The sequence below is a fragment of the Streptomyces hainanensis genome (genome assembly GCF_004348415.1).
In the GTDB taxonomy this organism is placed as follows: domain Bacteria; phylum Actinomycetota; class Actinomycetes; order Streptomycetales; family Streptomycetaceae; genus Streptomyces; species Streptomyces hainanensis.
In genome coordinates, this window is record NZ_SMKI01000217.1 from 1 (window position 1) to 12,873 (window position 12,873).

General features: G+C 73.9%; 9 protein-coding genes. 3 read left to right on the plus strand and 6 right to left on the minus strand.

What is annotated here, in order from left to right:
* Nucleotides 1-33 precede the first annotated feature (33 nt).
* On the minus strand, nt 34-447 hold the full coding sequence (locus E1283_RS20145) for a hydroxymethylglutaryl-CoA synthase (protein ID WP_132819499.1): 414 nt from the start codon (nt 445-447) through the stop codon (nt 34-36).
* A 186-nt stretch (nt 448-633) separates the two neighbouring features.
* Nucleotides 634-1,581 carry a helix-turn-helix transcriptional regulator gene (locus E1283_RS20150; RefSeq protein ID WP_132819500.1) on the minus strand — a complete coding sequence of 316 codons (948 nt, stop codon included), beginning with the start codon at nt 1,579-1,581 and terminating at the stop codon, nt 634-636.
* Between the two features lie 87 nt (nt 1,582-1,668).
* Here E1283_RS20150 and E1283_RS20155 point away from each other — a divergent pair, with 87 nt between their 5' ends.
* On the plus strand, nt 1,669-5,019 hold the full coding sequence (locus tag E1283_RS20155; protein WP_132819501.1) for a S8 family serine peptidase: 3,351 nt from the start codon (nt 1,669-1,671) through the stop codon (nt 5,017-5,019).
* Between the two features lie 118 nt (nt 5,020-5,137).
* Here E1283_RS20155 and E1283_RS20160 read toward each other — a convergent pair whose 3' ends face one another.
* On the minus strand, nt 5,138-5,947 hold the full coding sequence (locus tag E1283_RS20160; protein WP_132819502.1) for an HAD family hydrolase: 810 nt from the start codon (nt 5,945-5,947) through the stop codon (nt 5,138-5,140).
* Nucleotides 5,948-5,979: 32 nt separating this feature from the next.
* On the opposite strand from E1283_RS20160, the gene E1283_RS20165 reads away from it, so the two are divergent.
* Nucleotides 5,980-6,810, plus strand: coding sequence for an endonuclease/exonuclease/phosphatase family protein (locus E1283_RS20165; protein ID WP_132819506.1), 831 nt, complete (start codon nt 5,980-5,982; stop codon nt 6,808-6,810).
* Here E1283_RS20165 and E1283_RS20170 read toward each other — a convergent pair whose 3' ends face one another.
* The 3 genes from E1283_RS20170 to E1283_RS20180 are packed head-to-tail and all read right to left on the minus strand — an operon-like array spanning nt 6,811 to nt 11,642.
* Entirely contained in the window at nt 6,811-8,418 is a 1,608-nt protein-coding gene (locus E1283_RS20170; protein ID WP_132819503.1) for an AbgT family transporter, read from the minus strand.
* Between the two features lie 24 nt (nt 8,419-8,442).
* Nucleotides 8,443-9,774 (minus strand): CapA family protein, encoded by a 1,332-nt coding sequence (locus E1283_RS20175; protein WP_132819504.1) that lies wholly within the window; start codon nt 9,772-9,774, stop codon nt 8,443-8,445.
* A complete protein-coding gene (locus tag E1283_RS20180) occupies nt 9,771-11,642 on the minus strand; it encodes a CocE/NonD family hydrolase (protein ID WP_243744969.1) in 1,872 nt (623 codons plus the stop codon). Before E1283_RS20180 ends, E1283_RS20175 begins: the two co-directional genes overlap by 4 nt.
* A gap of 114 nt (nt 11,643-11,756) precedes the next feature.
* Here E1283_RS20180 and E1283_RS20185 point away from each other — a divergent pair, with 114 nt between their 5' ends.
* A complete protein-coding gene (locus E1283_RS20185) occupies nt 11,757-12,824 on the plus strand; it encodes an ArsR/SmtB family transcription factor (protein WP_132819505.1) in 1,068 nt (355 codons plus the stop codon).
* Nucleotides 12,825-12,873: the final 49 nt, after the last annotated feature.

Below are 12,873 nucleotides of genomic sequence, written 5' to 3' on the forward strand. Positions count from 1 at the left end.
CGCCCGCACCCCGCGCCCCCCACGTCATGGTGGTCAGGCGGCGCGGGATCGCGGTGCGGACGTCTCCTCAGGGGTGCGCGGCCGGACGCGGTGACGCCGGCGGTGGGCGGGATGGTCGGGAGGCGAACCGTGGTCGACGGCGCGCCGCCCGCTGACGGCCTCCCGGTGGGCGTCGGCGCGGAGGTGCCGCCGGTAGCCGGGGCGCACCCGGCCGGCGAGGAACTCGGCGACGCGGCCCGAGCCGTAGCTGAAGAGACCGGGCGACCGGCCGGTCAGGTCGTCCTCGCTCTCCAGGAGCGCGGCGAGGGCCAGGTAGACGGAGGCGGTGTAGCTGTTGCCGCCGGTCTCGTTGTAGCCGGTGGTGGCCGCGACGGCGCTCGCCACGGCCGCCTCGTCGACCGGCGGCCCGCAGGTCCTGAGCAGCTGCCGGTGGGCCTTGAACGCCATGCGGGTGTACGGCTGGTGGTAGCAGAAGGCGTGGAAGTCCTCCAGCGGCCGGCCGCCCCGGGCACGGCAGTCCCATCGCGAATAACCCGCCCTCTCACCAGGGGGGAGGGAAAACCAACGCGAGCCGGTGCGCCGGCCAGGCGTACTGGCCTTCGCCGCCGGCCCGACCGGCGCCCAGGACCGGCGTCAGTCATCCTCCGCCAACAGCCCCTGCCGTTCGGCGAGGACGCCGGCCTGGAAGCGGGTGCGGGCGCCGAGGCGGTCCATCAGGTCGGCGACGTGGCGGCTCACCGTCCGCGAGCTGACGCCGAGTTGGCGGGCGATCGTCTCGTCCTTGAGGCCGGCGACCAGGAGGGTCAGCAGGCCCTTGGCCGGGATCGAGTCCTCCTCCGCGGGGAGGAGCGGCGCGGCCTGTTCCCAGAGGAGTTCGAAGAGGGCGATCAGCGCGTCGAGGAGGGCGCTCGGGCGGACGATCACCGCGCTGGTCACCATGTCGTCCAGGACCAGCGGCAGCAGCGCGACCTGGCGGTCGGCGATGGCCAGCTTCATCGGGACCCTGGGGTGCACCCGGGACAGCTCGCCCCGCTCGGCGGCGCGGACCGCCGCGTCCAGGCCGCCGGGTTGGCTCAGCGACTCGGGCGCGTAGATGCCGCGCACCCGCACGCCGTCCCCCAGCAGGCCGTTGACCGCGCCCTCGCCCTCGTCGGCCGGGTTGGCGTACGGCGGGCGGTCGAACACCAGGAGTTCGTCACGGCAGTTGCGGGTGAACTGGGTGAAGCGGGCGGCGATCGCCGGCTGACCGACCACGATCTCCAGCAACTCGCTGGGCTGGCGCTCGACATGGACCTCGGCCGCCAGGGCCCGGGCCATGACCCGGCTCTTCTCCAGTTCCTCGCGCCGCCGCGCGACCAGCAGGTCGATCGCCGACTCCGGGTGGGTGGCCAACAGCCGCACCGGCCGGCCGGGGAGGCGGTTCACCAACCCCAACTCCTCCAGCTCGCCAAGCACTCGGCGGGTCGCCCCCGGCGATCTCCCGAGCCGTCCCGCCAGTTCGGGAACGGTGACGCCGGGGGCCGCCAGCAACGCTCGGTAGGCGGATTCGGCGAGTTCGGTGACACCGAGGGGTTGCAGCATCCCGCGATGCTGTCGGAAAGCCGACGTGGCGACAAGACGAACCCGGGGCTTATTTCGTCACAGCGCCCGGTGGGATAGGACACCAACATGCCCCGTCCCGCACAACCATCGCTCCGAAGAACCGCGCTGATCAGCGGCCTGGCCGCCATCCTCGGCACCCTGGTCGCCCCCGGTGCCGCGCCCGCCGCCGCGGCGGCGCCGAGCCCGGCGGCCTCCGCCATGTCCGGCGACACCGTGTTGTTGCCCACCGGGGACCTGGTGGTGCTCGGCCCACCCGTCGACGGTGAACCCTCCGTGACGGTGACGCCCGCCGCCCCCTCGGCGGCGTTCGCGTTCCAGACCCTGCGGCACGACGGCGACGTCTACGTGCTGCCGGGTGATGTCGCGCCGCTGGTCCCCGACGTGTTGGACCTCGAACTCTTCAACGTCACCCGACGCGCCGCGGAGGCCGGGGCGGCGGCCGCCGACTCCGTGCCGTTGATCGTGCGCGGCCCGCGCCCGCTCGCCGCGCTCGCCGGCGATCCCGACACCGTGCCGCTGGCCAGCATCGACGCCAGCGCCGTCACCCTCGACGCGGACGCCGCCCCGACGTTCGTCGAGTCGCTGCTGGACCCCCCGCGGGGACTCGCCGGAGAACAGCGGCCGAAGGTGTGGCTCGACCAGCGCCTCACGGCCGCCGAACTGGACCAGAACCTGCGGCAGATCGGCGCCCCCGAGGTGTGGGAGTCCGGCCTCGACGGCTCGGGCGTGGAGGTGGCGGTGCTCGACACCGGCGTCGACGGCGCCCACCCCGACCTGGCGGGACAGCTCGTCGCCGAGGCCGACTTCACGGGCGGGAGTCCGGCCGAGGGGCCGGCGCCGGACGAGAACGGCCACGGCACCCATGTGGCCTCGGTGCTGGCCGGCACCGGCGCGGCGGCGGACGGCGCCCGGCAGGGCGTCGCGCCCGGGGCCCGGCTGCTCTCCGGCCGGGTGCTGGACGGTGAGGGCGCCGGCTACGCCTCGTGGGTCATCGCCGGCATGGAGTGGGCGGCCGAGCGGGGCGCCGACATCGTCAACCTCAGCCTGGGCGGGCGCGCCTCGGGCGTCGACCCGGTGTCGGCCGCGGTGGACGCGCTCAGCGCCGAGTACGGGACGCTGTTCGTGGTGGCGGCCGGCAACGTCGGGCCCACCATCGGCTCGATCGGCACGCCGGGCATCGCGGAGAGCGCGCTGACCGTGGGCGCCGCGCGGGCCGACGGCGGCGCCTACCACGGCTCGTCGCGCGGCCCGACCGCCGGCACCTACCGGGCCAAGCCCGACGTGCTGGCGCCCGGCGTCTCCATCGTCGGCGCCCGGGCCGGGGGCGGCGAGGGACAGGACCCGTACGTGGCGATGACCGGCACCTCGCAGGCGGCGCCGCACGTGGCCGGCGCGGCCGCGCTGCTGTGGCAGCGGCACCCCGACTGGGAGTGGCAGCAGGTGAAGACGGCGCTGACCACGACCGCCGACCCCTACGACGCCCACCAGGTGTGGTCGCACGCGGAGGGCGGTGGGCTGCTCGACCTGCCGCAGGCCACCACCGAGACCCTGGTCGCCGACCGGTCCGCCCTCGACTTCGGCTATCTGCGGGACGGCACGGCCCTGGAGGGGTTGAGCATCCCGCTGACCCTCACCAACGCCGGCACCGAGCCCGAGTCGTTGACGCTGAGCGACTGGCAGCAGGCGGTGGTGGACACCTCGGACGCGCCGGCCGACCTGGTGCGGGTCTCCCCCGCCGAGCTGACGATCGCCCCCGGCGACTCGGCCCGGGTCGAGGTCACCCTCGACGTGCCGGCCGGCCGGTACGGCGTCCACACCGGGGCGGTCACCGTCGAACGGGCCGGCGGGCGCGAGCCGTTGGTGCTGCCGGTCAACCTCTACGCCGAGCCGCCGCGCCGCGACGTCGACGTCACGGTGCTCGACCGCAGGGGCGAGCCGTTCGCGGGCGGCAGCCTGCTGATCGGCAACATGGACACGCTCTGGCAGCCGACCGGCGGGTCGTTCGCCGTGCTGCCGCTGGACGAGAACGGCCGGGCCCACGCCCGGATGGCACCGGGCCCCTACTCGATGATGGTCACCGTGGAGACGCCGGCGCGCGATGGGGAGCCCGCCAGCTACGCGATCGTCGGCGACCCCGAGGTGCGGGTCGACGAGGACGTCTCGGTCGTGATCGACGCCCGCCGGGCGGAGCCGCTGGCGCCGGCCGAGGTGGCCGGGGTCCGCACCCGGGTCACCGAGGCGTACCTCTCGTTCGAGCGGCGCGACGAGGCCGGACTCGGCACAGTCGGCGCCCAGCTCTACGCACCGTCCGAGGACGTGACGCGGGGGCGGGTGTTCCTCCAGCCGACGGCGCGGGTGACCCGCGGCGAGGCGGCCGCCGAGACCAGGTGGCGCCTCGCCACGGTGGGGCGGCCCGGCGCGGGCCAGGCCGACCTCTACGACCTGGCACTCGGCGGACCGACGATCCCCGACCCGCCGGTGTACGGCGTCTCGCGGGCCGAGGCCCGGCGGCTGGTGCGCGTCGACGCCGACTACCGGGCGCTCGGCGGCACCGCGTCCGCGGAGGCCACCGAGTTCCGCCTGGCCAGGCTGGGCCTCGGCGCGACCGACGCCGCGGTCGCCCACCCGTTGCCGCTGCCCGGCCGGCGGGTCGAGATGGTCAACGCGCGACCGGGGCTCTCCTGGACGCAGTGCGTCAACGGCCCCGACCCGGACATCGCCCAGTTCTGCGCCACGCCGACGGCCGCCGCGCCCGGCGGTCGCGAGGCGCCGGTCTGGTTCCGGACCGCCACCGTCTCGGCCACCCAACTCGTCCACGAGGAAGGGCAGTTGGCGGTGGGCGTCGGGCTGAGCGACGGCCAGCACATGGGTCACCTGCGCGACCGTCAGGCGGCCGGCTACCAGCCGACGCGGCTCTTCCTCGACGGCGAGGAGCTGACGCCGCTCTACGACGACGTGTTCCCGACGCCGCCTGGCCGCGGCGACTACCGCCTGGAGTCCTCGGCGCGCCCCGACCAGGAGCGGCTGCCGATCGGCCGGCGGATCGACACGGCCTGGTCCTTCGCGTCGGAACCGGGCGAGGCCCCGGACCTGCTGACGGTGGACTACCGGCCGAGCGACCGCTACCGGGCCTGGCTCCCGCCCACCGTCGGGCTGCGCATCGCCGCCACCGACCGGATCGGCGGCGAGTTGCCGACGGTGTCGACGCGGAGCGTGCCACGGGTGTGGTTCTCCCGGGACGGCGGCGAACGGTGGGTCAGGGCGGTCGTGCTGCCCGGCGCGGACGGCACGTCGACCGCGGTCGCCCCGCTGATCCCGCTGCCCGGCGACCGGCTCTCGATCCGGGTCTCGGCGGAGGCCGGCGACGGTCGGGCGATCGAGCAGACGATCCTCGACGCCTATCCAGTGACGCGCTGACGCGCTGACGGGCTGACGGCCCCCCGAGCGGTACCGCCGCCGGGAGGGATCCCGGTTCGGGACCCCTCCCGGCGGCGGGCGGCCAGGTTCCGGTCCGTGCTGCTCACCCTCGTGTCGGTCATGTTCCCGGTGGCGGGTCCGGCGGCCCGTCTCGCCCTGGCCTGGGCGCCGTTCCGGTCGCCGCTGGCGCCCTGGGACCACCCGTTCGGGACGGTCGGCTGGTCGGTGGCTCGGCGAGGCCGGCGAGCACTGCCGGGAGCGCGGCGAGGCCGGTGATGCGGCGGGGTGGGCCGCCCGCCCGGGCGGGGCCGGCGGAGCGGTCGAGCCAGACGCCGTGCAGGCCGGCCGCGTCCGCGCCGGCGGCGTCGACGTCGGGGCGGTCGCCGACGTAGGCCACCGCCTCGGGCGGCAGGCCCATCGCCGCGCAGACGGCCCAGAACGCCTCGGGCGCCGGCTTGGCGTGGCCGGACTCGTCGGAGCAGACCAGCACCTCGAAGCGGTCCCTGATGCCGAGCCGCGCCAGCTTGCGTTCCTGGTTGACCTGCCCGGAGTTGGAGAGCAGGCCGTGCCGGTAGCCGGGGGTGAGCGCGTCGAGGGCGGGCAGCACGTCGGGGAACGGCTCGTAGGCGTCGTCCCGGCAGGCCAGGTAGCGGTCGAACCAGGCGTCCGCCTCGGCATCGGGGAGCGGCAGGTCGAGGAAGGCCCGTACCCGCTCACGGCGTTGCCCGTCGAAGGTCAGCTCGCCGGCCTCGAAGCGGGCGTACTGCTCCTCCATCACGGCCCGCCAGCGCAGCAGCGCCGCCTCCGGGCCGGGGAACCGGGCGAGCAGGCCCTCGCGGGTCAGGTGCCGCAACGCGCCGGCCCGGTCGGATCCGGTGTAGTCCCAGAGTGTGTCGTCGATGTCCCACACAACGGCCCGGATCGTCATGTCCAGGACCGTAGCATCGGGCCGTGCGCGTGATGACCTGGAACGTGTGGTGGAGGTTCGGCGACTGGCGGGCCCGGCGGGCGGCCGTCCTCGACTGGCTGCGGCGGGAGCGGCCGGACGTCTGCGGCCTCCAGGAGGTCTGGTCGGCGGAGGACGAGAACCTGGCGGGTTGGCTGGCCGAGGAGCTCGGCATGCACTGGGCGTGGGCGCCGGGCGAGGTGTTCGCGCACTGGCGCGGCCGGGTGCCGGGGCCGCCGGCGGGGGTGGGGAACGCGGTGCTCAGCCGCTGGCCGATCGTGGACACCGAGGTGCGGCGGCTGCCCACCGCCGACGGCCCCGAGGAGGTGCGCACCGCGCTGTTCGCGCTGGTGGACGCGCCGGGGGCGCGACTGCCGTTCTTCACCACCCATCTGCACTCGGCCGCGGCGGGCTCGGCGGTGCGGCTGGCGCAGGTGGCGGCGCTCGCCGGGTTCGTGGCCGAGCGGCGCGGCGGGACGCCGTTCCCGCCGGTGGTCACCGGGGACTTCAACGCCGAACCGGACTCGGACGAGCTGCGGCTGTTCGGCGGGACGCTGACGGAGCCCGCGGTGCCGGGGCAGCTGCTGATGGACGCCTGGCGGTTCGCCGACCCGGGGCAGCCGGCGGCCACCTGGGGGTTGGGCAACCCGCTCGTCTCGGGGGCGACGGCGTTCGAGGCGCGGATCGACTACGTCCACGTCGGGCCGCCGGGCCCGGCCGGTGAGGGCCGGGTGACCGGCGTGCGGCGCACGGGCGACGGTCCCGCCCCCGCGGAGACCGGCGTGTGGCCGTCCGACCACGCCGCGGTGGTGGCCGAGTTGGCCGACGCGGGGGGCCCGGCGTGATCAGTGGACGGGCGCCCCGGGGCCGAGCGGCAGCCCGAGGGCGTACCAGGCGGCGAACAGCGCGGTCCAGGCGGCCATCATGGCCACCGCGGCGGGCAGCGTGAACGACACCAGCGTGCCGATGCCGGCCTTCTTCTGGTAGGTCTGGAGGTAGCCCACGGTGAGGACGAACGTGGCGCTCATCGGGGTGATGGAGTTGGTACAGGAGTCCGCGATCCGGTAGACGGCCATCACGGTCGCCGGATTGGCCCCGATGAGCATGGTCATGGGGATGATCACCGGCGCGAGGAGTGCCCACAGCGCGGTGCCGCTGGTGATGAGCAGGTTCAGCACGGCGATGGCGGCGATGAGCAGCATCAGCACGACGAAGATCGGCGCGTTCAGTCCCTCCAGGACCTCCGCACCGCGTACCGCGACGACGGTGCTGATGGAGGTCCACTCGAACAGGGCGAGGAACTGCGAGACGGCGAAGAAGAGCACGAGGAGCGGCGCGATCGACCTCACGCCGTCGGCCATGAAGCGCGGCAGGTCGGACGAGTTGGTGAGCCGGCCGGTCCCGTGGGCGTAGACGGCTCCGATGACCAGGAAGAACAGGCTCAGCGCCAGCGCGATCCCGTTGAACAGCGTGGAGTCGAGGATGGCGCCGTTCGGGCCGCGGAGCGGGGAGCCGGCGGGGATCATCCCGACGACCAGCAGGCCGAGGAAGGCCGCGGCGACGACGCCGGTCCTGCGCAGCGCCCGGAGCTCGGTCTCCTCGGGGACGGCCTCGGAGCCGGATTCGGCGGTCGGTCCCGTGGTAGGTCCGGTGGCGCCGCTGTCCGGGACGAGTTCGTGCTCCCGCCTGGCCAGCACCTTCTCCGTGACCAGGGTGAGCACGATCGCGAGGAGGAGCGCGGAGACGGTGGTGAAGTAGGTGTTGTCGGTGGCCCTGACGACCGTGTCCGGGTCGACGAGTTGCGCGGCCTCGGTGGCGATCCTGGCGAAGACGACGTCGCCCGGGGCGATGAACGGGTTCGCGTCGCCGGCGGCGTTGATCGACAGGAAGCCGACGATCATGCCCAGCATGGGGGATCGGCCGACCGCCTTGAAGACCAGTGCCGCCAGCGGTATGAGGATGACGTAGGCGCTGTAGGAGAGGAACTTCGACAGCGCCCCGGCGAGGCAGACGGTGAACACGGCGTAGCGGGGGTGCACGCGGCCCAGGGCGTGTCGGGCCAGCGCCTCGAGCATGCCGGAGCGGTCCGCGACCGCGAGGCCGAACATGATGATCAGCATGGTGCCCAGCGGGCCGAAGGTCAGGAACGACTCCTCGGCCCCGAGCATCAGCTCGCGGACCGCGTCGACCGAGAGCGCGTTCCTGACCGCCGAGGGCTCGCCGGTCGCCGGGTCCAGGGCCGAGACGTCGGCCGCGGCCATGATCGCGCTGGCGACGGCGACGACGCAGAACAGGAGCCAGAACAGGAGAAAGGGGTGCGGCAGTCGGTTGCCGACTCGTTCGACGCGGTCCAGGAAGCGGGTGAGTCTGGTGGTGTCGCGCGTGGTTTCGGACGCGGATTCGGGCGCGGATTCGGGCGCGGTTTCGGACGCGGATTCGGATGTGGAGATCATTCTTCGACTCCTGTTACCGGAGGGTCATGAGCGGAGGTCGACGCGGATGCTGCCTTGACCCTGGTCAAGGAGGATTTCGGTACCGTACGCCCGCGAGAGCGCGCGGAGCCGGTCGAGGATTCGGTCCGCCGCGGTGACGTCTGCCACCTGCGGTGTTCCGCGGTCGGAATGGTGTGCCGTGTCGTGGGTGAGCGTGATCGGGAGGAGGGTGATGTCGAGCGTTCCGGAGTGGGTGAAGGAGAGCGTGACCGCGACGCTCTCGAACCAGATCCGTTCGGCGAAGGGGCCCTTGGTCCTTTTCTGTTCGAGCATTTCGCCCGGGGTGTGTCGCGCGGGATCCAGGCCGGTGCGCCGCCAGGCCTCACGGGTGAGCGGGTACTGGCGGTTCTGCATGAAGACGAAGTTCCCGAGCGAGTAGAAGATCGGCCGGTTCCGGTACACCTCGATGCCGCGCAGTTGGTGCGGGCCGTGGCCGAGGACGACGTCGGCGCCCTCGTCGACGGCCGCGCGCGCGAGTTCGGGCAGGAAGGGCGGGGGCTCGGCGCTGTGGTTGCCGGGCTCGTGGGTGTGCAGGGCGACCACGGCGAGGTCGGCGCTCTGCCTGGCCTGCCGCACGCTGGTGCGGAGCGCGGCGACGTCCTCGTCCTCGACCCGCCAGTGGGGTCCGGCCCGGCCGCCGGTGACCTCGGAGGAGAGGAACGCGGTTCCCCCGAGGGTCACGGAGCCGTCCCGCGCGTCGGCCGCCCGTGCCGCGTGGTGCAGGGAGGCGGGCGGGAGGGCGTCGCGGATCGCGGCCATGGCCCGCAGCTCGTCGGGGTGGACGGCGAACCACTTCCTGGTGCGCAGCCCGTTGATGCCGGGGCGCGCGGGCACGATCCCGAAGGGGTCGCTGGCCAGGGACATGGGCTGGAAGCGGGTCGCCGCCGACACGAGCGCGACGCGTCCGCGGCGGGTGGAGAGGTAGCGGGGGGCGCGCGCCGCGGTGAGCGACCCGCCGGCGCCGGCGTGGACGAGCCCGGCCGCGTCGAGGACCGCGCTGGTGGAGCGCAGGCCTGCCACGCCCCAGTCGGTGGCGTGGTTGTTGGCGCGCGACACCATGTCGAAGCCCATGGCGCGGACGTCGGCTCCCGCGCGCGGCGAGGTGACCAGCCAGGATCCCCCGGGTTCGGCCTCCGGCCACCCGTCGAAGCGGTCGAAGTCGATCGCGGTCGTCTCGAAGTTCCCGATGGTGACGTCGGCGCCGCGCAGGACGTCGAGCAGCCGGGGCGCCGACGCCTCGAGGCGGGGGGTCAGGACGTCGTCGTCGAGGACGAGGTCGCCGACGGCGGCGAGGGTGATTGCCGTGGCGGCGCTCATCGCGGCTCCTCCGCGAGCACGTGCAGCGTGACGGTGGACCGTCCGTCGACGAACACCCGGTTCGTCGCGACCACCCGCCGCCGGTCGGTGGTCTCGTCCGCGCCGGTGCCGGAGTTGACGTCGAAGCGGGGGAAGTTGCTGGAGGCGATGTCGACCCGGATGCGGTGCCCGCGGGCGAAGAGGTTGGCGGTGTCGGGGGCCTCGACCCGCACCTCGTAGACCCGGCCGGGTTCGAGCGGGGACGGCGTCTCGAACGAGTCCCGGTACCGGCACCGCAGGATGCCGTCGGTCAGGTTCATGGCGAAGCCGGCCGGGTAGTCGGCGTTCGGCGGATGGACGTCGACCAGCTTCACCGTGAAGTCGGTGTCGGCGGCGCTCGACGAGACCGCGAGGGTGGCGACGACGGGGCCGGCCACCACCACGTCGTGCTCCAGCGGAGCGGTCTGGAAGGTGAGCACGTCGGCGCGGGAGTCGAGCGGCAGCCGCGACGCGGTCAGCCGGAACGTCCGCTCGTCGGGGCGCTGGTCGAAGGCCCCGCCGACCATCACGGGCTCCCCCGAGGTCACCTGCCCGCCGATCGTCGGCACCGGATCGCCGGGGTCGTGGTCGTACTCCAGGTAACCGGCGAGCGCCCGGGGCTCCGGCGTGAGCCCCCCGTCGGCGGTGAGGTGGAACTCCGTGGGGTGCGTGCCCTCGGGCGGCCAGGTCGCGCTGGTCAGCCAGCGGCCGCCGTGGTCGAGCCGGCCGTCGGCGTCGCGCCGGCCGGAACCGCCGCCCATCCGGAAGTAGCGCACGGCCGGGTCGTTCGACGGCGTCGGGGACAGCCGCGCGTCGAACCAGTTCGCCCGGAACTCGACGTAGTCGGCGGCCAGGTTGCCGTCCAGGGTGGCCTCGGGGCCGAAGTCGACGTCCCCGGCGTACGAGACGCTGCGCCGGCCGTGCGTCCAGGGCCCCAGCACCAGGTAGGCCGGGCTGGTCTTGCGCGCGCCCAGCTCGTGGAAGTTCTCGACCGCGGTGCGGATGTAGGGGTCGTACCAACTGGAGACGTGCAGGCTCGGCACGTCGGGGAACCGGTCGAAACGGCCCCGCCCGTAGATGCCGAGCTGCCGCCAGTAGGGGCCGAACCGGCCGTGCTCCCACTGCTCGAAGAGGTAGTCCTCGTACTCCGGCGCGTGCCGCAGCGGCGAGTGCCCCCGGCGCCAGGGCAGCCGCCTGAACCACTCCTCGATCGACTCGCTCTCCAGCGCGGCGCCGCGCACCGGGTCGGCGAGCGTCCTGGCACTGGTCTTCGCCCTGGCGAAGGCCCAGGTCGCCTGCTTGAGCTCGAAGGCCCCGCCCAGCCGGACGCCGGTCTCGTAGGCGCTGGCGAAGCCGCCGGAGTCGAGGAACATCGCCGCCAGCGAGGGCGCCCCCAGCGAGGCGAGCGCGCTCTGCGTGTGCGCCGCGTAGGAGACCCCCATCGTGGCCACCCGGCCGTCGCACCACGGCTGGGCCGCGATCCACTCGACGGTGTCGTAGCCGTCCTCGGCCTCGTTGAGGTACTTGACGAACTCGCCGCCCGAGTCGCCCCGGCCGCGGCAGTCCTGTCGGACCACGTGGTAGCCGCGTTCCACGAAGCGCCGGCACACCGCCTCGGGCGGCGGCGGGTTCCAGGACCCGAGGGCCCCGTCCGAGCCGCGCGGCTTCCGGCGACCGTAGGGCGTGCGTTCGAGCAGCACGGGTCGCGGGGCGGGGTCGGGTCCCGCGGCGTAGACGTCCGCGACGAGCGCGACCCCGTCGCGCATCGGCACCGGGACCACCTGGCGCCATCCGGCTCCTGGCTCCGGGACGGCTCCCCAGCCGTCCTTCCTCGCCGGGCTGTCGACCACGTCCACTCCTTCGCGTCGTGCTGTCCGCTGATGAGCCGGGACTGTAGGTCGCGGTCGGCACCGTGAACCCGACTGTTACCGCGAGGACGTCAACTGTTCGATTACAGTCGTCGGGTGCCAGTGCTACTCGACCTCAGGGGGGCGAAGAGCTCGGACGTGGCCGTCGGGACGTCGCCGATCTCCGAGCTCCAGGCGTGCCTGCACTCGCTGGCGGAGCCCGACCACCACCTCGAGTCCCGGCCGTGGCTGACGGGGATCGGCGAATCGATGTCCCCCGGTCTGGGACACCGGCTGACGCGTTTCGCGCCGCTCTGGGCCAGGCGCCGCTGCCGCCTCCTGCTACCGCTGAGCCCGCCGCTCGACGTCGATATGGCGACGGAACTCGATCGCGTCTCGCGACTTCCGGAGAACGATTTCGTGGCGGCCGCCGCCTACGCGGTTCAGGGCGGTTCCTTCGACCCGCGAGGAGCGGTCACCAGGCCGGGAGAATTCGTCGCGGCATGCGAGGCGCGTTCGTTCTCGCGCGGCGAACTGGCGCGGTCGCTGATCGACGATCCCGGGGATTTTCGGCGAGTTCTCGTCCGGACGCTCGAGGACTCCGTGGACGCGTTCTTCGCGAAGGAATGGGAGCGCATTCACGGCCGGCTGCGCGACGAGGTCGAGCAGACCCGTTCCCGACTCCGGGGACTGCCGCTCGCGGAGGTGCTCTCCTCGGTGAGCCCGGCCGCCAGGCCGGTGCGGGACGGGCGGGCCGTGCGCTTCGACAAGCTGCAGAACCTGACCGTGCCGCTCGGCGGGAACCCCGTCTTCCTGGTCCCGACCATTCACGGCCGCCCCCACCTGATCATTCGGGGCGAGCCGGGTTTTCCGGTGGTGCTGCACTATCCGGTGGCGTGGCGCGGCCAGCCGCCGTCCATCGACGAGGTGCGCCAGCGGTTGACGATCCTTTCCGACCCGGCGCGCCTGAGCCTGTGCCGCCACATGGTCAACGAGGCGATCACCACCTCGGATCTGGCCCGCCGCACGGGCATGACCCGGCCGCAGGTCTCACGGCATCTCGCGAAACTCCGCTCCGCCGGACTGCTGACGTCGGAAAGGAGCGGCCGATACGTCTACCACCGGATGGACGTGCACCATCTGATGGGCATCGGCGTGGAACTGCTCCGCGTGATAGTCCGCTGAACCCGGTCGGTTCGGCGGGGCGTGGCCGCCGGCCGCCCGCCCGCCCGGC

Excerpts from the sequence above, each read along its gene's own strand:
- E1283_RS20145 (WP_132819499.1), bottom strand. The coding sequence starts at position 447 with ATGGCGTTCAAGGCCCACCGGCAGCTGCTCAGGACCTGCGGGCCGCCG.
- E1283_RS20150 (WP_132819500.1), bottom strand. The coding sequence starts at position 1,581 with ATGCTGCAACCCCTCGGTGTCACCGAACTCGCCGAATCCGCCTACCGA.
- E1283_RS20155 (WP_132819501.1), top strand. The coding sequence starts at position 1,669 with ATGCCCCGTCCCGCACAACCATCGCTCCGAAGAACCGCGCTGATCAGC.
- E1283_RS20160 (WP_132819502.1), bottom strand. The coding sequence starts at position 5,947 with ATGACGATCCGGGCCGTTGTGTGGGACATCGACGACACACTCTGGGAC.
- E1283_RS20165 (WP_132819506.1), top strand. The coding sequence starts at position 5,980 with ATGACCTGGAACGTGTGGTGGAGGTTCGGCGACTGGCGGGCCCGGCGG.
- E1283_RS20170 (WP_132819503.1), bottom strand. The coding sequence starts at position 8,418 with ATGATCTCCACATCCGAATCCGCGTCCGAAACCGCGCCCGAATCCGCG.
- E1283_RS20175 (WP_132819504.1), bottom strand. The coding sequence starts at position 9,774 with ATGAGCGCCGCCACGGCAATCACCCTCGCCGCCGTCGGCGACCTCGTC.